The sequence below is a fragment of the Halogranum amylolyticum genome (assembly GCF_900110465.1).
Taxonomy (GTDB): domain Archaea; phylum Halobacteriota; class Halobacteria; order Halobacteriales; family Haloferacaceae; genus Halogranum; species Halogranum amylolyticum.
Genome location: NZ_FODV01000035.1, coordinates 1 through 21315 on the forward strand (window position 1 = coordinate 1; position 21315 = coordinate 21315).

The window sequence follows — 21315 nt, forward strand, 5'->3', positions numbered from 1 at the left end:
AACCGGCTTCTCGCAGTTGAAGGAAGACGACGGCGAGAAGCTGCGCTCCCGGAGCTGGCACGGCCAGTTCCGGGAGCTGACTCGCAAGTGCATCGTGCATAACCTCACGCAGGCGGCGAGTTAAGGGCTCGCCGCCTGCTCCCCTTCTCTGGATGTATTCGGGAGAGGCATTGCCGTCGTCACCTGAGCTACGGAATAAGATACCATAGTTTTGACCCTTCGACGAAGCTGCGAGCGACGGCTACTGCATCTTCTGAGTTCAAGAACCAGGTTCTGACACCGTGAAAGCGTGAATAATTGATCCCATCCCGACGCAGTCTTGCGTTCAACGAGGCATGTGTGGTACTGGCGCAGGGTGCTAAGAAAAGTTGCGTCCGAGACATTTGTTGAAGCTGTCTGCTAGTGCCAGGGCAATAATAGTGTTTACAACGGACTCAGTTGAGCGAGTGCGGTGGGAAGATATTGGTCAGAAACGACTCTCCATTCGAATAAAGAGATTATTAGACATGTCAATCTTAATGGTGATCTTAGAGGTTCAGCATTAGGAATGCTTCCGTAACTCAATCAGCGGACCTCGGGAGCCAGATTCGCCTGCCGGATTAATATACCGCGCATGGGGAAGCGTGTCGCCGGGGTGGTCGGTCAGTAGATGTCGCTCGCCACGGACTTGCAAGAAGAGGATTGTGCGTGCAGCGAGACCGGTCTCAATCAGATGGACATCAGTTACACGTGCGTCTGCTTCGTACTTCGAAAGGGTTCGATACGCAAGCCGATCACCAACGTCAAGGGATTGAAACTGCTCTCGGAGGTCCCGAATCATCGCATCTTCGACAGGGACCGTTCGGGGTGTGTATTGAAACGATGCTTCAAGCGGAGGCGGGACGATTGATTCTGAAGACATGACTGCTTTAGGACATGATCGGGCATAACCTCGTCGTTCAGATGAGCAGACTGATAGGGGTTGTCGTAGCAGTTCAGAGGTTTTCTCCATGCGAATCGAGCCGCGTGGCCAGCCGAGAATCACTGGGCTACGAGTCGGCGCAGGAACACCGCAAGCGCCTCCAACAGCGTTCCACGAGTTGACCACCAACGACGTCGCCACGGGCGAGGACGTAACGTCACTCTCGCCACTCCAGCAGGTCGTCGCCTTCTCGAAAGAGGCCGTCCAAAAACTCACGCCGAACGAGAAACGCGCTCGCTACGTCGCGAAGGGCATCAGCGATTACGCGAAGAAGGTCCTGGCTGGCTACTCAATCGACTCGGGGACGATTCGGAAGGTGCTCCGCGCCAAGGACGACGAAAGCCCCCACCCCGAGACTGTCTCGCGAGTGATGGAGTTCCTTAATCGGTTCGGCAAAGACGAGACGAAGATCGTGAAACGCCGCGGCACCAACCGCGTCGTCTTCACACAGCAAGCGGTCGCTGATCTCGAGTCGGCGAACGATGACTCGCGCAGTATCACAGACGTGGTGATGTGGTGGCGACAGTGAGGGTGTGATACCCACGTCTTTACACTAGATACACGATAGGAAAATGACACAAACCGCGGGGACGCACGGTAGTACTAGCAGCAGCACTCGGGAAAGCCTCGGTTGTTGGAGGAGTAGTAGGAGTGTATGAAACGAGTTTGAGTGGGTTGGTCGTCCGAGGCCGCTCACAACGGGTGTGATGAGACGACCGCCAAGCGTCCTCGATACTGACGAGCGTCGTACGAGTGGGCGTGCATCAGCCACGGGTCCCCTTTCTGGATGCACTACCGACATAGCTTGGCCAGTTATGGAACGTTGTCACGGGCCCAGTCGGTGTCTGCATGGCGGGGCGGCGAACAAACGACGACACAAGCAACGAGTCTCTCAGCGCCCTTCAGACTGCGACGGCGCAGTCAGGCGCTTGATAGATGGACGCTGACTCAGGAGGCTAAGACGGTGTTGGTGTGCTCGCTTTCCTAAATCTCAGCACACTTGTATCAAACTGCTCTTTGAGCGGATCGACGAGCCCCAGAGACACCTCTTACTACGACTTGCTCGCTCCTCAAAAAGTCTAAGTTAGATAATTCTTAGTTTTATGTAATAATTATTCTATCATATGCTTAGATATAAATCACCTACAATACAAATTAGCATGTAATACAATGACAATAGAACGGCGAAAGTTCTTAGGGGCACTCGGAGGCCTTGCGGGCGCAAGTGTCTTCAGTTCACAGGCTAGCGGTCACGAGAACAAAGGCAAGGGCAACGGCCAGACAAAAGGTCCGGATGCCCTCGATGGTGACACCGAGTACAATCCGGAGTTCCTCCGGAATGACGATCTCCTCGACAACAACGAACTCAAGGAACTTCTACAATCTATTCAGAACGTTTCGGTCACAAAGATCGGTGAATCAAACCAGGGTCGGCCTCTCTGGGAGGCATCGATTGGGAACGGATCGACCGATGTAATGGTGATCGCACAACAGCACGGCGACGAATTCATCATGGCAGAGGGAACGATTGCAGCACTCCACTATCTGGCGTGTGCTGACACTGCTGCGGTTAGAAAGGTTCGGAACGAGCTGACGGTTCATCTCATCCCTCGAGCGAACCCAGATGGGTTCGTTGCTCGGCAGCGATACAATGTCGATACGGACGCCCCAGCGGCGGCTGGAGCAGATATTTTCGGAAGCGACATCGGGATCTTCGCCGCTGATACCCCGTTCGTCGGGTGGGACATCAATCGGTATCACTGGCCCGATTGGGAGGAGAGTGACTTGTACCAGAGCTACCCCGAAAAGTTCCCTGAAAATCCAGTTCCGGAGGCAGTCGCCGTCGACAGCAGGGTCGAAGACCTCGATTCCGAGTGGGTTATCGACTTCCACCGCCAGGGTGAGTACATCGTCGACGAGGACCTGAAGTTTGTTGACCGTCAGAAGTACCTCGACGGCGAGCTTGGCGAAGAAGAGACGTATCCCCCAGATCCCAACGATCCGGGCGCTGGGAATATCGTCACGTCATCGCTGTTCTGGCCAATCAATGAGGATGTGCCAGAGGATGCACGAGACCTCTCGAAGCAACTCGTCTATACAATGTACGACGAGATAACGACCGAAAGCGATACTGATGTCCTGACCGTTGGCGACGAGCACGACCCAGATCCAACGTGGTATCCGGGCGGGACCTACGCTGGTATCGCGCGAAACGGCTTCGGTCTCCGAGGAATGGGAAGTGTCCTCTTTGAAGTCTCCGCGGGGACGCTCGGGAATCGTCTCTACCGAGTTCAGCACGTCGCTGAGGCGTTCCTCGCAGCCGTGAAAGCGACGGCCGATGGCTCGCTGACCGACGTTGATCCCGCGAAGGTCCAACAGATTCCGGGGCGTGGCAGTAGCGTGACTGCCGAAGGTGAAGCTGGCCTCTACTCAGAATAAGCCCCCCACCGAATCTATTTCTGTCGATCACATCGAGTTCGATGCAGCTTTGAGGCAGTGAAAAAGCTCAATGTGCACTCACCGTCTCGAGTTCTGCGAGACATCATTACCACTGGCGGCAGCCACAGCGGACACACTTGTGACGAAGTAAATCTCGTCGACGAACAGGCAATCACACCCACCTGTGCGTCCATTGGCGCACGTCAGATATCCCGGCCCTAGAATCACGACCAGCGCTGTTCTCGTCGGTCGTGAGCGCCGCACCATAGCCGGTCGCCAGCCGCCACCTGGCGGCTGGCCCCCTTGTCTCGACCCTATACAGTGAGTCTGCTGGTTGAGCTTTCACCAAAACAACATCTTAGAAGTTAGTAATAGAATACGCGACCGCCCAGTGCGGTAAGCGACCGGCCGACGCACTGCATAACACACAGTCTCCACCCGATGAATCCCGTATCGCAAAAACACCGCGAGAGACACTCAGACCCAACCCTACCGCATTTCAGCATGGCGTTACGCCAACTGTGAGTTTGCGATATACATAACACCTAGAATCGCAAGATGGCGCAGTGTTACGGCAATATACCTCATGCCGTAACAACACCCCAGCGTGAGAAAATGCCGTAACATGCCGTACGCAGACGACACAGCACATCTCACGGCAGTTTTCTGGTATCTGTTACGGCAAAAACCAACTAGTAAGAGAGGGAGGTAGGCCGGTGTTAGTTGGAGTAAGACTGGTGCGTGGATATTTGGTGCGCCGAGTAGGCGCAGAGCAGGGAGTAGTAGCTTCGCCGACGGAAGAGTTCTCTGTATTCTGACAGTGGGATTCTGACCAATCGGGTGGCATACGTAACCCGAGAGTGAGACGCTGGAGATCGAGACGAGTAGCGCTTTCAACCAACCCGCCTGATAGCTGTTAACCAACAGAGTCGAGCACGTTGGTTAATCAGCACCACGCCAACGTTTGGGTGCCCAGCTGTAACCTACAAGAGACTCAAAACCAACCGACGGCTCCCACGGGGACGACCGAGCACTCTGAAATGATTCTTAGGGTAGTGTAGGCGTCCCAAACGCTGTCTCGACAGTTCACGCTGCTACATCAATCCCAACAATCACGGTAGCAGCGACGCACTGTACACCTCATGCGACGTTCGTCGAACCGATTGACTCCATCCCAACAAACAGCCTTCGAGCAGATCGAACAGGCGGTTGCAACAGACGAGCCATTCACACACGACACAGCGATCGACTGGATCAGTACCGGCGACGTCAAGCACTCCGAGGCCGAAGCGCTTCTCGAACAGCTGCTGTTGAAAGGCTATCTCTACGAGACCGGCACGGGCCTCCGGATTACGAAGTGACGACGACGGCCGTGGCGGGGACGATGCTAAGTGAATCGTCAATATTCAGTTGCGTCTCGCCGCCAACTTCGTGAGGAGTCCCCGAAAGGATACCATGTAAGCCGGTGAGTAGTTCGCCAACGGTGATTCCGTACTGCGTCAGAGTCTGTTTGACATCTCCGCGTTTAGAGACTGCTCGTCTGTCAGTCGGCGCTCAGCCTCCTCGCGATCATCGGGATAGCCAATGTCGATACGCCACCCGTCGAGACGAAGCGCATCAATGGTTCGGCCACTCTCGATCAGTAAATCGACTGCGTCACTCAGTTCGTATTCACCACGGTCTGAAGGTTGGACGAGTCGACAGGCATCGAAAATAGCCGGCGTGAAGGTGTAAAAGCCAGTCGTAACGAGGTTCGACGGTGGGTCTGCAGGTTTCTCAACAATATCAGTTATCTCGCCGTACTCGTTGGTAACGCAGACTCCATAGCGACCTGCCTCCTCATCAGGGACTTTCTCGACAAGAAACGCCGCATCCGCGCGATCCTCCTGATGGCGGCGAACGACATCGGTGAGATTTGCCCGGAAGATGTTGTCACCGAGCATGAGCATGAAATCGCCGTCGACGTGTGCTTCGACAGTTAAGATGGCATCTGCCAGCCCCCGTTGCTCAGCCTGGTGAGCGTACGTGATAGGGACGCCGTCGAATTCATCGCCATAGCGGTCGACAATCTGCTCTTTGCAGTAGCCGACGACAACGACGAATCCGTCCGCTCCAAGGTCGCTCAATTGTTCAAAACAGTAATCTAGAATGGGGCGTCCAGCGACCTCAACAAGCCCTTTTGGTTTGTCGTCAGTGAGTGGTCGGAGACGGGTTCCCTTGCCTGCGGCAAGAATGACTCCCTTCATCGGTCGATACAGTCCCAGCCGGTTGGTCTCCAAGCGCGTGATTTACTCATTTATCTCTCAGTATATCGGTCCAATTGGTAAAATCGAGACGGTTTGTTCGATTAATCGAGTGCAGCTACAAGGTCCGCGAATGCGTGACGGAATGATGCTTGTTGGGATTTAGCGTCGAAGGCGTGTCCACGCTCACGTGCTTGCGTAGAGAGTCTTCGCCGGTCCGATGTCGGTCTGTCAAAGTATGCCGACACACCGGCTGCGAGAGCGTCTGCGTTCGGCTCAACAACGAGTGACTCGTCAACTGGACGCACTTCGGACGCCGTTCCGGTCGTCGTCGTCACGAGAGCGGGGAGGCCAGCACACATCCCTTCGAGCGTACTGACGGGGAACGTATCCATCCGAGAGGGTTGGACATACAGTGCGGACTCTGCGAACGCATCTGAAAGCTGCTCAACGTATCCGTGGACAGTGACACCGTTGGTCGACTCGTAGCTGGATGGGTGGTCGTCACCGACGATGTGGAGTTCCGCATCGGGGTGACGCTCACGGACCGTCGACCACGCGTCGACGAGCATGTCGAATCCTTTGTAGGGTTCGTCACGGCCGACAGCGACAGCGACGTTGTCATCGAGTGTTGGTTCACACGTACGGACGTCGTCGTACACGTCAGGTTGGATGTACGGGTGTGCGACACGGATCGGGGTGTCATCGCCGACAACGTCGCTGGTGAACTCCGCAGCGAAGTCGGAGACCGCGACAACCCCATCGATACCCCATTGAGCTGCCTGTCTGATGGCCGGAACACCGAAGCGTCCGATGAGAGACTTGACTGCCGAGCTGCCGTGAAAGTCGTCCTGACCGATGTGGTAGAGTCCATGGTCCGCACAGAGATAGACGATGTCCGTTTCGCTCGTCGCTCGCCCAACGAGAGCAGCGTACAGCGGTACTGATCCTTCCACGAGACAGACGTCGTAGTCGGGAAGTTGCAGGCCATTGACTATGTCCTCGACGACCGTCCCCGAGAGTGGTCCCGCCGAATGTTCGCGGTAGTGGATGAGATCAGCCCCGATCGCGGAAGCGAACCCTCGGTGCGCCGGATGCGGGTCGAAGTAGAGCATGACGACATCGAGGTCGGTCAACACCTCGCGTGCGGCCTCGCTACTGGGGAGTTCCGTCATCGTCGCCGATGTGTCTTCGCCAGACTCATCGGGATCCGACTGTCGTTTGTTGCGTGGCCGCTGGATAGCCATGGTGTGACTGGCAATAGACGCTAGACTGGTGTAGTTATGAACCAGATAAAGAGAATATCAACTGTTTCAGACAGTCAAACGGAAGAATGAATGTGACAAATAGGCCCTATTTTCCGCCTAAACATCCCATATTTGCTTTCCCTTGTTTGTCACGCGATGCTAGTATCAGAATATTATTCCCGTTCGATCGAGAGGACAGCAGTAATGAAGGGTTTCGAGCGGTTTCGGCGTGCCGTCCCACTCGTTGCCGTCGTCGCCGTCGCCGCTGCACTTCGGCTGTACGGCTTGGGTGACGAGAGCCTCTGGACGGATGAATTAGTCACGGTTGAGTTCGTGGTCGAGATGACGCCGCTCGAGTTACTCGTACAGCTTCCGCAGGTCCAGCCACATCTGCCACTCTACTATCTCCTGCTCGAGGGTTGGATTGGGCTCGTTGGCGGATCACCGATCTCGATGCGCCTCCTCTCCGCAGTGCTGGGAATCGCGGCTGTCGTCGTTATGTACTTCGTCGGTCGACGACTCGTCGACCACCAAGTCGGACTCGTCGCCGCAGCACTCCTTGCTGTATCGCGATTTCACATCTACTACGCTCAGGAAGTACGGATGTATAGTCTGCTCACCGTGCTGACTCTCGTCTCGTTCTACTGGCTTATCCGCCTTCGTGAGTCACCGACACGTCGTCACATCGCTGCCTACCTCATCTCAGCGGCGCTCGTCGTTGCTACCCACTTCTTCGGGGTTTTCGTCATCTTCGCGCAGATTACCTACCTTGTCGTCCGACTCGAGGCCATCGCCGGCGATCGGCTGTTCCAGCTTCGGACGCAGCGACTCAAACAGGTCTACGGGGTCGGACTTCTCGTCAGCCCAGTCGTGATTCTCACAGTCGTCGCCACCATCGGTGGGGCGCCGCGGTACCACTACATCCCGTATCCGACGCTCTACGGCGTCATCGCGACCGTGACTGATTACGTCGGGTACCCGCGGGGGACGAACGTTTTCATCATCGCTGGCGTGTTTGCCGCCTTCGCCGGAACAGCGCTGCTCGCAGTCGTCCGGTTCGGTGACGCGCGCCATCTCTCCATCGCTCGTCTCCGAGGTGCACTCGGAAGTGCGCGAATCGATCTGGATGCGGCAGACCGTGACGCACTGACGCTCGTGTTCCTTTGGTTCGTCGTCCCGTTTGGGGGGCTCATCGTCCTCTCGTATCTCGTCACGCCGCTGTTCTGGCCGCGATATACCATCGCTGCGTCGCTCGGGTTCTTCCTGCTCGTCGCGTTCGGCGTCCGAAACGTCCCGAACCGTCACCTGCGGACGGCGCTCGCTATCGTACTCGTAATCGGACTCGTTCCGTCGGTCGCGCTCTATCACACGAACACCGACAAGGAACAGTGGCGGGCTGTCGGCAACACCATCGATGAGCGTGCGGAATCTGGCGACTTCGTACTAGTGATGGATCAGATGACTGATTACGGCGTTGAGTACTACGTCGACCGCGAGGATGTCACGATTGCGAGTGTCGTCGCCGAGAACTCTGGCACGGGGTACGCACCGACACCGACGGCGGAAATTGCGAACGTAACCGACGGTCACGGCCGAACGTGGCTCGTCTTCTCACACGCTTCTGAATCCGAGCGCCAGCGTGTCCTCAACGTGGTGAACGATACCCGGACTCAAGTGTGGCATCAGCAGTTCGTCAAAGTTGAGGTGTATCTGTTCGTTCCGGACGAGTCCGCAGCGTCGAATGCGGAGACGGCGTCGCTGTCATCGGCACACCAGTCCGACGCCGGTACTGTTTACCCCCTACCGGGAGTCGGCTCGACCACATGGTATCCGTCGCATTCTTCGGCAGTCACCCGCTCGGCGAAACCTGTCTGACCCGCCTCCACGACCACCCCGACGTGACGGTCGAAGTCGTCGTCACGTACGAACGAGAGGCAGACAACTGGTGGGAGGGGTCGGTCCACGATCTCGCACTCGACTACGATTATTCCGTACTCACACTCGACGAGGAGCAGCAAGTCACGGACTACGAGGTCGACTACCTCCTCAGCGTCTACTATCCGAACATCCTCGACGGCGAACTGCTCTCACACCCCAGGAAAGCCGCACTCAACCTCCATCAGGCAGAGCTCCCCCGTTACCGCGGCAGCAACGTCTTCAGTCACTCCATCATGAACGCCCGTGACGACGACTACTGGCGCCACGGGACGACGCTGCACTTCATGGTTGAGGACGTCGACGCCGGCGACGTGGTCGACCGGAACTTCGCCGAGATTACTGAAGACGACACGGCGCGCTCCCTCTACGAGAAGGTTCGGGAAGCCTCCGTCGCCCTCTTCGAGGAGACGCTCCCGCACATCGTCGACGACAGCGTGTTGGAGATGGGGACGCCACAGAAGGAGTTCGACGGAGCGCGCTACTTCTACACGAAGGACAGCCTCGATGGATTGAAGGAGATCGATTCGACAGCGCTCGCCGATCCTGAGGATCCGACAGCGCTCTACGACCGAATCCGGTCGATGGACTTCCCGCCGCACGAACCGCCGTACACGAAGGTTAACGGGAAGAAGATCTACCTCACGAAGGCGGGATACAGCGACTACGGCAAGTAAGCAGTCGAATCCTGCTGGTCTCGGTCGGCGAACTCAACGGCCTGACTCTCTTCGGACGACTGCCGGGCCGCTTCGAGCAGTTCGACCGTCTCCGCGCCGACGCGGCCGGGCGCACGTGGCTCTGTCCGTTCTTCGCAGGCTTCGACGAACGCTTCGACTTCGACGCGGAGCGGTTCGCCAGGCTCGGTTTCGTGGCGGCGCTTACCTTCTTCGCGGCGGCGGAGTACGTCGCCGTCCTCGACGATTTCGGCGTCGTACAGTTCGACGACCGTGTCTTCGAGATAGTCGATATGTGCCGACCGCTTCGTGCCGACGACGGTGAGATCCCGTTGCTTCCCGAAGACAGGGACGTGCCACGACTCGTTGATGACGCCGGTCGTCTCGCCGTAGGAGAGCGTGAGCGTCGCCGTCTCGTCGACATCGTCGCGAACCGTCGAGTCGAGTTCGCAGTAGACGCGCTCGGGGCGCTCGTCCAGCAGGTAGTTGTAGATATCCACGTCGTGGACGGCCAGCGAGAAGAGCACGCCGGCCTCCTCCCGCGGGACGCGGAAAGCGTAGCGGTTCGTCGTGAGATACTTGATCCGGCCAAGCTCCCCGCGGTCGATGCGGCGTTTCAGGTCCGACAGCGCCGGATGGTAGCGGAAGATGTGACCGACTGCGAGGACACGGTCGTTGGTATCGGCGACGTCGACGATGTCCCACGCATCCTCGCTCGTCCGGGCGAGTGGCTTCTCTACGAGCAAGTCGACCCCGGCTTCCAGCAGGTCGGTCGCGATGGTGTGATGCGTCGGCGATGGGGTTGCCACGGTAGCCGCGTCGACACCTAACTCCGGCAGTTCGGTGTGGTCAGTCGTGTACGCGACGCCGTAATCGGCGGCCATGTCAGCGACACGCCCCTCGTCAACGTCACAGAAGACAACATCGTCGACGATGCCGTCATCTAAGAGCTCGGCGGCGACGCGAGCGTGGTTGCTCCCCCAGTAGCCGGTTCCGATGACCGCATAGGTGAGACCGTCGTTGGTCGGTTCGCTCGATGTCATCGACTCTCCTCGCACGCTTCGGTCTCGAAGTAGTCCTCGATGGCCGCACAAACCCGATCCAGTTCGTCGTCGGTAATCCGCGGATGCATCGGAAGCGAGACGATACGTTCGTACAGTTCCTCGGTGACGGGGAGCGTCGTTTCACCCACTCGCTCGACCATCACGGGGTGTTCGTGCAGCGGCGTCTCGTAGTGGAGACTCGTCTGAATCCCGCGCTCGTCGAGGTACTCGCGGAACTCGTCGCGCTCTTCGGCAGGCACTTGGATAACGTAGAGATGGTAGACGTGGAAGGCGTCGTCTGCCTCGTGCGGTGTGGTGACCTCCGGAATCGTCGCGAGGCGGTCGGTGTACTGTTGGGCGGCGCTGTTGCGCGCCTCGTTCCAGTCGTCGATGTGTCGTAACTGTTCGTTGCCGACAGCGGCTTTGACTTCGTCCAGTCGGTGATTGAGCCCGAGACTCTGGTGGGTCCCCGACTCGTCGCGGCCGTGATTGCGGAGTTGTCGGGCAGTCGCTGCCAGTTCGTCGTCGTCGGTGACGAGCATCCCGCCATCGCCCGCGACGGTCATATTCTTCGAGGGGTAGAAGCTAAACGCACCCGCGTCGCCGACGGTGCCGGCAACGTGACCGTCACGCTCGGCAAAGTGTGCTTGGCAGGCGTCCTCGATGACAGCGAGATCGTAGTCGGCGGCGACGGCGAGGACGGCCTCAACGTCCACGAGGTGGCCGTAGATGTGCACTGGAACCACGGCCGTTGGGTTCTCGGCGTCCTCGGCTTTCGCTGCGAAGTCCTTCGGATCCATCGTGTACGTCTCAGGGTCAACGTCGACGAACACCGGCGTCGCACCAAGATTCAGCACGGGAGAGGCGGTGGCGAAGAAGGTGTTACCTGGGACGAATACCTCGTCGCCCGGGCCGACACCTGCGGCCTGCAACGAGAGCAGGATAGCGGCCGTCCCACTGTTGACGCCGACAGCGTGGTCGACACCACAGGCGTCGGCGAACGCTGATTCGAAGGACGCCAGTTCGGGTCCTTTCACGTAGCGTGTGCTTCGAAGCACGTCCGTCACGCGCTCGACGATGTCGTCGTCGACGTAGATGTCGGTGAATCCGACCTCGTCCTCGGCGTCGATCATGGATGGGCAGTCGACCGGTGGCTGTAAGACTGTTTGGCCTTCTTGACGGTCTGAGAAGCCGGCAGGTCTAAACGCCGACCGCTAGTCTATGGGAGTATGACGCCCCTCGTCAGTGCGGTGATTCCGACCTACAATCGGGCGGAGTATGTCGGCGGTGCTATCGAGAGTGTCCTCTCGCAGACCTACGACAACGTCGAGGTCGTCGTCGTCGACGACGGCTCGACCGACGACACCCGCGAGGTACTCGCCGAGTACGACGACGACGACCGGGTTCGCGTCCTCCACAACGACGAGAATCGGGGCATCCCCTACACGATGAACCGCGGTGTCGACGCTGCCGAGGGCGACTACGTCGGCGTGTTCGGTGACGACGACCGCTGGCGACCGACCAAGGTCGAGAAACAGGTCGAAGTGTTCGAGCAGTTGGACGACGACTACTGCGGCGTCTACACCGGTGGCGTCATCACGGACCTCGACGGCGACGTCGTCCAGCGAGTGATGACCCACCACGCGGGCGACGTGTATCCGGACGTTCTCGTCCGAAATACGATTCTCCCCCACTCCAGTCACCTCGTTCGTGCCGAGTGCTTCGAAGAAGTGGGTGGCTTCGACGAATCGTTCCCTATCGCCTGCGACTGGGACATCACCATCCGCCTCTCAAAGCAGTTCAAGTGGGCGTTTGTTCCCGAGGTACTCGTCGAGCGGACGCACCACGACACGAACGTCACGGGCGACCCGGACTACGACGTCCGGTGTCGACGGCAGGTCTGGGAGAAGTTTCGCGCGGACATCGCGAGACATCCCGATATCGAGCGGCGGTTTCACGCGGCGTGGGCCCGTGAGCGCGGTGTCCGGGCACTCGAAGCCGACGATCGGACCGAGGCTATCACGGCGTTCGCCGAAGCGTTCTCGTCGGAACCACGAGGCGACCATGCGGCGCTCCTCGGACTCGCGCCGTTCGGACCGGATGCGCTGTCGACCGCCCGAAGTGTGCGAGACACAATCGCCTCTCTCCGATAACTCTCCGTGAGCCTCGACCGGTCCAGCGTTGCGCTGTACGCCTCTCGTATTTTTATCAGCCTCGCCGGGTTCCTGAGCACAGTCTACTTCGCACGCGAACTCGGTGCCTCGGGACTCGGCGTATACTTCACGTTCGAGACGGTGGTCATCGTCCTCGGTGTGTTCACCCGTATCGGTATCGACAACGCGGTCATCAAACGACTGAGCGGGGCCGATACCGACTACCAGCGCGGCGTCTACCTTGGTGGTGCGCTCGTGCTCGTCGTCGCGCCATTCGTCGTGCTGTCGACCGGCGTGCTGCTCTTTGCGACTCAACTGAACACGCTCGTCGAACTCGCAGTCGCACCACTCGTCGCGCTCACGCTCGCACTCGGAACCGGTCGGGAACTGTTAATCGCCGTGCTCCGCGGCGAACGCCGGGTCGCGACGAGTGGCCTGCTCGAACTTCTCGGCGAACTCGTCAGAGTCGGTGCGAGCGTCGCACTCGTGTTCGACGGCTACGGCGTTGTCGGTCTCATCTACGGCTACGTGATCGGGCAGGTCGCGGCCGTCGTCGTCGGGACGCCGCTACTTCGGACCCGTCCCCGTCGGCCAAATTGGGGGACGTTCCGGAGTCTGTTCGATTTCTCAAAATACACCGCGGGAATGCAGGTGAGCTTTCTCGCGTACAGTTGGATGGACACACTTCTGCTGGCGATCCTAGTCTCGAAGTCAGCTGTCGGAGTCTACGAGGCGGCCTGGCGAGTGAGCGCTGTGACGATGCTTGCGGGCCAGGCTATCGGGACGTCACTCGCACCAGCCGTGAGCGACTGGATGTCGTCAGATGCAGTCGAGAGAGTCGAACACGCTGTCAGCGAGGCGATGACGTACGCGCTCGTTCTCGTCGTCCCGGCCGTCGTCGGCGCAGCGCTTCTCGGCGATGCGGCGATGAGCGTCCTCTATCAGTTCGAGACGGGCGGACTCGTTCTCACGATTCTCGTCGCCGGCAAGGTGCTGCAAGCCACGAAGGATATCGTCCAGAGTACGCTTCTCGGAACAGAGAACCAGCGCGTGGCCTTCTGGGTCAACGTGGTCACGCTCGTCGCGAACTTTGTGCTCAACCTCGTGCTCATCACGTACTTCCAACTTCTCGGTGCCGCGGTCGCAACGGTGCTGACGGCTGGGACTGCAGCACTCGCCCAACTGTGGTATCTCCGTCGAATCGTCGACGTGCGGTTCGACTGGACCGCGCTGGGCTGGCAAGTCGCGGCGGCGCTCCTGATGGGTACCGTCGTTTACGGTCTCTCTAGCCAGTTCCCGCCGACGACAGTCCCGAGACTGATCGGCCTGGTCAGCGTTGGGGCGGCCGTCTACGGCCTCGTCGTCTTGGGTCACGATGGGATGCGCGAACGGTTCTTGGGCGTGCTTCCAGGCGAACAGAGCGCGAACGCTTAACCCTGCTGCGCGTGTCGAGTCGACCGACTCGATATCTCACGATGACACGAAACGTCGTTCTTGTCTGTCTTGACACCGTCCGGAAGGATTTTTTCGACGACTACGCGCCGCGACTCCGTGCCCGTGCGGACGTCTCTTTCGAGCAGTGCCGGGCGGCGAGCGCCTGGAGCACGCCGAGTCACGCGAGCATGTTCACCGGACAACTCGCCCACCAGCACGGCGTTCACACGCACGCACTGGACTTCACAGCACTCGACTGCGAGGACACTCTCCTCAGTGATCTCTCCGACCACCGGAGTGTCGGCATTAGCGCCAACGTCTACGCCGGGTCGGCCTACGGCTTCGATATGCTGTTCGACGAGTTCCTCGACGTCTCACGCTATCATCGGTTCCCGGATGGACTGGACCCGAGTACGTTCATCCAGGAGTACGGCGAACAGGGACTCGCTACCTATACCGAACTCCTCCAGCAGATTCGAGCGAGCGAGCGTCCGCTGAAGAGCCTCGCTAATATCGCCCTGTTCCGCGCGAACGACCTCGTTCGTCACGGACCGCTCGAAGACTGGCCGGAACTGTTCGACGACGGCGCGAACGTTGTCCTCCGCGAGGCTGAAAAGCGATTCGACGACAGTGGCCGACCGTTCTTCGGCTTTCTCAATCTGATGGACGGTCACGAACCGCACCGGGCGTGCCGTGGCTACGATACTCAGTTGCACGACGTGCCGGCGACGTGGACAACCGAAGAGTTCGACAACGGCGACGTCGTCGCCGACCCAGAAGCCTATGCAGACGACCTCGACCACTATCGGGCGCTGTACGGGACCGCTATCGACTATCTCGACCGGAAGGTCGTCCAGTTCATCGACCAGATTCAGGCCACAACTGACCGTGAGACGACGTTCGTCATCACCGCCGACCACGGCGAGAACCTCGGAACCGAGGCCGATGAGCGTCTGTTCGGCCATCTCGCGAGTCTATCAGAAGGTGTCCTTCACGTGCCGCTCTGCATCGTTAACGCACCCAATGGATACTCGGAGACGATTGACGAGTACGTCTCACATCTCCGGCTTCGAGACCTGCTTGTCGGTCTCGCGAACGGCGAGACGCCCGACGTGACAGCCGAACGGATTCCCGCTGAAGTCGTCGGACTGACGCCGAACAACGCCGACATCTTCGAGCGCGACCCCGACCACTGGGATCGGATGCTCCGCTGTGTCTACGACAGTGAGGAGAAGACCGTCTGGGACTCAGAAGGCGGCATCGACGTGTACGACATCGACCACGCGCGGCCCTGCTGGCAGGCACACCGTGAAGTCGAAGAGGAGAGAAACCCGACGGTCCCCGACTGGTCGTCATCCCTCTTCGACACCGACGTCGAGACGTACAAGCCCGAGGCAAAGGCCGACGACCACGAGAGAACCGTCGACGACGACACCCAACGGCGACTCGAAGACCTCGGCTATCTCTGACCGGTCGAGGTATCAACCTATTTGACTGCGGTGGGCGACGACTGGGACATGTTCGAACCGTACTGTGATTGGAGCCTACGATGACCGTCAGCGTCGTTGGTCTCGGCTATATCGGCCTCCCGACCGCGTTGTTGCTCGCACGTACTCGCGACGTCGTCGGAGTCGACATCGACGAGGACGTCGTGGCGACGCTGAACGACGGCGGACTCCCATTCGAGGAACCCGGATTGGCGGAACTATTCGCGGAAGTGGCGGAGAACTTCTCCGCACAGACGACCGTTCCGGAAGACGCCGAGGCTTACCTCGTCGCGACGCCGACACCGCTGGACGAGGTGACCGAAGTTGCGAACCTCCGGTACGTCGGGGCTGCCGCCGAATCGGTTGCCGCAAAACTCGACCCCGGTGATCTCGTGGTGCTGGAGTCGACCGTTCCGCCGGGCACCTCCGAACGGCTCGTCCTTCCGATTCTGGACCGCGACGGCCCCGACGAGGGCGGCGTTCGCTATGCGCACTGTCCCGAGCGGGCCTCCCCGGGCGCGACGCTCGACGAGATGGTCCACAACGACCGACTCGTCGGCGGCGTCGATACAGAGTCCAGGGAGCGGACGGTCGACCTCTACGACTTCGCCGAAGGAGCGATCCACCCGACAGACCCGACGACCGCGGAGTTCGTGAAGCTCATGGAGAACACCTACCGCGACGTCAACATCGCCCTCGCAAACGAGTTCGCGATGCTCGGCGAAGAATACGCCGTCGACACTCGTCACGCCATCGAGTTGGCGAACGAACATCCACGCGTCGACGTCCACTCACCCGGTCCCGGTGTCGGCGGCCACTGCCTGCCTATCGACCCACAGTTCCTCACGCAGTCGACGACCGACTCGCGGCTCATCTCCGTCGCCCGTGACATCAACGAGTCGATGGCGGTTCACACACTCAGACATGTCCGCCGACTCGTCGACACCGTCGCTCATGCCCAGGTGACAGTACTTGGCGTTGCCTACAAGGGCAACGTCGACGACACACGCGAGACGCCCGCTCTGCGACTCCTTCGACTCGCCGAGAACGAAGGGTTCGACGTCCGTGCGTCGGACCCACGGGTCGACGATAAAGACTTCACATATCCACTCTCCGACCTCGACGCCGCTGTCGCCGACAGCGACTGTCTCGTCGTCGTCACCGACCACGCAGAGTTCACCGACCTCGACCCGAGCCGACTGGCCGCGCAGATGCGACAGCCGGCCGTCGTCGACACCCGTGGCATCCTCGATCCCGAGCGGTGGCGTAACGCGGGATTCACCTTGAGTCGACTCGGCGACGGGCGTCACATCGGCGGCGACAGGTCGGGCGAGATGCGACAGTGAGCCGCGGAGTCGTTGGAGTCACTGAGATCGGTCGTTTAGTACATTCACAGTTAAGAGACAGTCACGTAAACAGGGGGAGTAACTGATGCGCGACGAGGTGCTCAAACGTTGGGTGAAGCAGCCGGAGGTCGCACCGATGCTCCAGTATCTTCGGGATGCGGAGAAAGAGTCGGCGTGGGAACTACTCGGCGAACGCAATCGAGTACTCGACATCGCCTCAGAGTCGAACATAACGAGAGGGCTCGACGCCGACCATGTCACCCGTCTCGACTTCTCGGATGACGCTATCGAGTACGCCGAAGAGATTCTCGGAGATGACGTTGACCGCTACGAGTGGGTCGAACCCGAGGAGCCGAAACTCCCGTTCCCGGACGACTATTTCGACGGTGCGGTCTCTATCGGCCCGTATGACTGGCGTTTCCTCGACATCGAGACGTTGACCGACGAAGTCCGACGTGTGACGACGAGCGACGGACTTTACGTCTTCTCGGTGCCGACGCCGCGGTCACCCTACTACGTCGGTGGAAAGTATCGCCTGCGCTACTACACACCCGACGAAGGCAAGCGCATCTTCTACCCGATGTGGCGACTCGCAGATTACGACCTCATCTACCAGTATCCGTTCCGGGTTCATGCGCATGGATCACACGCACCGGAGTTCGTACAGGAACCGCTCGTCGACTTTGCGGGCGACCTCTCGGACCGGTTGGTCGAACAGGACGACTGGGACAACGCCTCCTATCTCGTCTTTGGCGTCCAGAAACTCGACTACGAGTCGTACCTCGACAGTGCACTCGACTGTCTGTTCCGGCCGACTGAAGAGAACGGCTTCTGGAACACCGAACAGAACCGGATGGTTCGGGCGCTGGAGTACAACATCGACGAGTCTGGCGGACTCGATTGGACGCCGACCCATGAGAACCAGTGGCGGTACGCGCCGTTCGCGCTCATGGGACTGCTGCAATGGCGTGTCTCCGGGAACGGTGACGACCGTTACGACGACAAACTTCGCGCACAACTGTCCTACTTCGCCGAACAGGTCGGCCAAGGCCGGACGCTCGACGCCATGCCGAGTTACGGCATCGGTCCACTGACTGTCGCGTTCAGTCTCGCCGCCGACGTGTTCGACGAGTCGGATGTCGACAATCTCGCCGTCGCGATGGATCTCTTCGAGCACGCCGAAAGTCGCTTCGAGTTCGACGACAGCGAGGATAGCCTCCTGCTCTATGGCTGGACGTACCTCTACGAACGGACTGATAACGAGGCTGTCCGCGACGCCATCGACGCCGCGATGTACGAGATCGTTGACCAGCAGAACGCTTGGAAGACGCTGTTCTACTTCGACAACCCGACCACTCGTCGCCACCAGAACCAGATGTACACGCTCTGGGGACTGGCGCGCGGGATCGAGGTGACAGGACGAACGGGATATCTGGAGAACGTCGAGCAGGTGCTCGACTACACCGTCGAAGAACGAATGCAAGACGACGGTGCGTTCATCTGGGAGGATCCGTCGAACCGTGCGTTCGCAGGTGCTGAACTGCGTCGACGGGTCGGCCGCGGTGAGGGTCGGCCACCACACTGGGAGTTCCTGTACGAATGCCACCAGACGTTCTTTGCCAACGCTGTCGCACACTACTACGCAGCGGGCGGTGAGAAGAACTACGACCGCGAGGTCGGTGAGGCGATGGAGTGGATCTACGCGACGAACACGCGAGGCGTGAACTTGGCGGATGTGAGCGGCCTCGGCGTTCCGATGCGCTTCATGACGACTGAAGGACGGATGAACGTCGACGATCAGCAGTTCAAGGGTGCCTACGAGGTCGGGTCGTACGTGATGGCACTGACGAATCTGCTGACTGGGACGGCACGAAGTCGGTAGCCCGTCTCGTCGCGACTACAACGACTCGTATACGCCTCGCAACGACTCACCCTCGTTTGCCCAGTTGTAGCGTTCGTCGACGGCCTGGCGGGCGTTCCGCCCGATCTCTCTGGTTCGGTCTTCGTTCGTCGCGAGGTCGATTACGGCAGTGGCCATTGCAGCGGAATCGCCATCGTCGACGACAGAGCCCGAGTCAGTCTCACGAACGATGCGGCCCAGGGGGCCGACATCGGTGACGACGACGGGTTTCTCGAAGGCCATGTACTGGAAGAGTTTGTGTGGAATCGTCGTTGACGTGTGGGGATTCTCCGTATGGAGGACAAAACAGACGTCGCTCGCGTCGATGTAGGAGGGGACCTTCGCGAAGTCAACCCAGCCAGTGAACGTGATGTTGTCGGCCACGCCGCTCTCGGCGGCGATGCGTTCGAGTTTCTGCTGGTAGGCGTCTTCGCCAGCCGAGCCCACGAGCAAGAGTCGCGCGTTCGGCACCGCCTCAACTACAGCTGGCATCGCCCGGATGGCCGTCTCGATACCGCGGTGAGGCCCGAAACTCCCAACGTAGCTGATGACGAACTCGTCGTCGTAGCCGAGGTCGTCCAGTTCAGCATCGTCGAACCGCGCCAATTCGACCGTGTTGGAGACGACAGAGACTGCCGTCGGGTCCGCGCCACAGTCCCGGAGATAGTGCGCACGGGCTTCCTCGACGACAGTAACAACGTGGTCGGCCTGCTGGACGCAGTTCTGCTCCAGTCGCTTCAATCGAACTCGCGGCGTGAACGTCTTCTGGACGAGTCGTCGTGGCAGCGACATTCCCTTTCGCCACTGGTTGGCTGCCTCCGGGTAGTTCTCGTGGAGGTCTGCTACGAGCGGGAGGTCGTACTCGTCGGCGACCGAGAGTCCCGTCTTCACGAGTGGCAGATCGTGGACGTGGAGCGCTTCGATGTCGTTGGTCTCGATGAACGTCCGCATCTCACGCGCCCAGATGGTATCGTACAGCGTCGTCACGTATCGGAACGTCTTGAGCGTCCGCTGAACCGTGTTGTAGGTCTCGCGGCGGTGGATGCGGATTACCTCGATATCCTCGAACCGCTCGGTCGGCGGTTGGTCAGGCTTGCCGAGACAGAGGAGAAACACCTCGTGGCCCGCGTCGGCGAGCGTCCGTGCTTCCTTCTCGATACGAATGTCGTGAGGGAAGAACCCACGAAGTACCATTCCGATCCGCATCTCAATGGTGCCCCCGACCGTCGACTCCGACCGCAGTCGTGTCTATCTCCATTTGGCTGGTTCGACTGCCGCCCGGGAGTGACATAAACGCACTTACCTCGGGTTCAGTTCGTCGACGAGGTGGTCGACGATTCGTTGGCCTGCCTTTCCATCGCCATAAAGCGTCTGGGCACCGGTCATCTCGTCACGCTCTCTCTCACTGACTGCTCGAAGTCGACGACTGAGGTCAGTCGGGTCGACGAGTTCGTTCACGCCAGCGTCGACTGTCTCTGGCCGTTCGGTGTTCGGTCGAACAGTCAGACAGGGGACTTCAAGGATCGAGGCCTCTTCTTGAACTCCCCCCGAGTCTGTGACGACGACCCGAGCAGTGGACAGGAGTGCGATGAAATCGAGATAGTCGAGCGGGTCGACGACACGAAGCGAGTCTGTGGGGACGAAGTCGATTCCGTCGAGCGCCTGCTGGAGTCGCGGATGTGCCGGAAGGACGACTGGACGGTCGGCTGCGTCGAGTGTCTCGACGACTGTTCGCAGTCGATCCTCGTCGTCGGTGTTTCGGGGCCGATGAATCGTCGAGAGAACGTACTCGTCGGGGGTGAGGTCGAGTCGAGTGAGCACACCTGAGGTCTCGACGGCAAGTTCACGGTGCCGGAGACAAGCATCGACGACGGTGTTTCCTGTCTCGACGACGCCGTCGCCGATCCCCTCGGCAGCGAGGTTGTCAACGGCCGTGGCTGTCGGTGCGAACAGCCAGTCACTTACTCGGTCGGCGACGACGCGGTTGACCTCCTCAGGCATCGAACGGTCGAAACTCCGAATTCCAGCCTCGACGTGGCCGAACCGTGCAGTGTGCTTACTCGTTGCGAGCGCCGCTGAGAGAACCGTATTCGTGTCACCTTGGGCGAGGACCACATCGGGGTCGCGTGAACGAAGTACGTCACCGAGTGCTGCCAGCGCATCGGCCGTCTGTTGGCTGTGGTCACTGCTACCGACATCGAGAGAGATGTCTGGCGCAGGGAGCGACAGCGTCTCGAAGAAGGAACCACTGAGTTCGTCGTCGTAGTGTTGTCCCGTGTGGAGGAGCGAGAAATCGAGTTCGTCGACCCGCTGGAGTTCCCGAACCACGGGTGCCAACTTGACTATCTCGGGACGTGTGCCAACGACGACAACGACTTCAGGGTGGCCATCACCCGCAGATGCGGTCATCGTTCCCTGCTTCACGGGATAGTTGAATGTATGTTTTGGCATTA

The 21315-nt window shown here is 59.6% G+C and carries 16 protein-coding genes and 1 pseudogene; 11 read left to right on the forward strand and 6 right to left on the reverse strand.

Annotation, left to right across the window (positions count from 1 at the left end):
* The 4 genes and pseudogenes from BSG17_RS26525 to BSG17_RS24445 all read left to right on the forward strand — a co-directional run.
* A pseudogene (locus tag BSG17_RS26525) lies at window positions 1–124 on the forward strand (IS5/IS1182 family transposase); the annotation flags it as partial.
* An 865-nt stretch (window positions 125–989) separates the two neighbouring features.
* Window positions 990–1490: a hypothetical protein gene (locus BSG17_RS24435; protein WP_244531709.1), complete on the forward strand. Its 501-nt coding sequence runs from the start codon at window positions 990–992 to the stop codon at window positions 1488–1490.
* A 641-nt stretch (window positions 1491–2131) separates the two neighbouring features.
* Window positions 2132–3400, forward strand: a complete 1269-nt coding sequence (locus BSG17_RS24440; protein ID WP_089827982.1) for a M14 family zinc carboxypeptidase — start codon at window positions 2132–2134, stop codon at window positions 3398–3400.
* A gap of 1142 nt (window positions 3401–4542) precedes the next feature.
* Window positions 4543–4761, forward strand: coding sequence for a hypothetical protein (locus BSG17_RS24445; protein ID WP_089827983.1), 219 nt, complete (start codon window positions 4543–4545; stop codon window positions 4759–4761).
* 138 nt (window positions 4762–4899) lie between these two features.
* On the opposite strand, the gene aglF is transcribed toward BSG17_RS24445, so the two are convergent.
* Entirely contained in the window at window positions 4900–5646 is a 747-nt protein-coding gene (gene aglF, locus BSG17_RS24450; protein ID WP_089827984.1) for a UTP--glucose-1-phosphate uridylyltransferase AglF, read from the reverse strand.
* A gap of 101 nt (window positions 5647–5747) precedes the next feature.
* Complete coding sequence (locus BSG17_RS24455; protein ID WP_244531710.1) at window positions 5748–6818, reverse strand: glycosyltransferase family 4 protein; 1071 nt, start codon at window positions 6816–6818, stop codon at window positions 5748–5750.
* Between the two features lie 276 nt (window positions 6819–7094).
* Between BSG17_RS24455 and BSG17_RS24460 the strand changes: the two genes are divergently transcribed.
* Window positions 7095–8765 (forward strand): glycosyltransferase family 39 protein, encoded by a 1671-nt coding sequence (locus BSG17_RS24460; RefSeq protein WP_170864952.1) that lies wholly within the window; start codon window positions 7095–7097, stop codon window positions 8763–8765.
* On the forward strand, window positions 8714–9502 hold the full coding sequence (locus tag BSG17_RS24465) for a formyl transferase (protein WP_089827987.1): 789 nt from the start codon (window positions 8714–8716) through the stop codon (window positions 9500–9502). Before BSG17_RS24460 ends, BSG17_RS24465 begins: the two co-directional genes overlap by 52 nt.
* On the opposite strand, the gene BSG17_RS24470 is transcribed toward BSG17_RS24465, so the two are convergent.
* Window positions 9490–10542, reverse strand: coding sequence for a Gfo/Idh/MocA family protein (locus tag BSG17_RS24470; protein ID WP_089827988.1), 1053 nt, complete (start codon window positions 10540–10542; stop codon window positions 9490–9492). The genes BSG17_RS24465 and BSG17_RS24470 overlap by 13 nt on opposite strands.
* Window positions 10539–11675, reverse strand: a complete 1137-nt coding sequence (locus tag BSG17_RS24475; RefSeq protein ID WP_089827989.1) for a DegT/DnrJ/EryC1/StrS family aminotransferase — start codon at window positions 11673–11675, stop codon at window positions 10539–10541. Before BSG17_RS24475 ends, BSG17_RS24470 begins: the two co-directional genes overlap by 4 nt.
* Before the next feature lie 96 nt (window positions 11676–11771).
* Here BSG17_RS24475 and BSG17_RS24480 point away from each other — a divergent pair, with 96 nt between their 5' ends.
* The 5 genes from BSG17_RS24480 (at window position 11772) to BSG17_RS24500 (ending at window position 18844) form a co-directional block, all read left to right on the forward strand.
* Complete coding sequence (locus BSG17_RS24480; protein WP_089827990.1) at window positions 11772–12695, forward strand: glycosyltransferase family 2 protein; 924 nt, start codon at window positions 11772–11774, stop codon at window positions 12693–12695.
* A 6-nt stretch (window positions 12696–12701) separates the two neighbouring features.
* Window positions 12702–14129: a flippase gene (locus tag BSG17_RS24485; RefSeq protein WP_089827991.1), complete on the forward strand. Its 1428-nt coding sequence runs from the start codon at window positions 12702–12704 to the stop codon at window positions 14127–14129.
* A gap of 41 nt (window positions 14130–14170) precedes the next feature.
* Complete coding sequence (locus BSG17_RS24490) at window positions 14171–15598, forward strand: sulfatase-like hydrolase/transferase (protein ID WP_089827992.1); 1428 nt, start codon at window positions 14171–14173, stop codon at window positions 15596–15598.
* Window positions 15599–15678: 80 nt separating this feature from the next.
* Window positions 15679–16962, forward strand: coding sequence for a nucleotide sugar dehydrogenase (locus BSG17_RS24495; RefSeq protein WP_089827993.1), 1284 nt, complete (start codon window positions 15679–15681; stop codon window positions 16960–16962).
* Window positions 16963–17047: 85 nt separating this feature from the next.
* A complete protein-coding gene (locus BSG17_RS24500) occupies window positions 17048–18844 on the forward strand; it encodes a methyltransferase domain-containing protein (protein ID WP_089827994.1) in 1797 nt (598 codons plus the stop codon).
* A 15-nt stretch (window positions 18845–18859) separates the two neighbouring features.
* Here BSG17_RS24500 and BSG17_RS24505 read toward each other — a convergent pair whose 3' ends face one another.
* The gene (locus tag BSG17_RS24505) at window positions 18860–20068 is read right to left on the reverse strand and encodes a glycosyltransferase family 4 protein (RefSeq protein ID WP_089827995.1); all 1209 of its coding nucleotides are present in this window, start codon (window positions 20066–20068) and stop codon (window positions 18860–18862) included.
* Between the two features lie 93 nt (window positions 20069–20161).
* Window positions 20162–21271, reverse strand: a complete 1110-nt coding sequence (wecB, locus tag BSG17_RS24510) for a non-hydrolyzing UDP-N-acetylglucosamine 2-epimerase (RefSeq protein WP_089827996.1) — start codon at window positions 21269–21271, stop codon at window positions 20162–20164.
* Window positions 21272–21315: the final 44 nt, after the last annotated feature.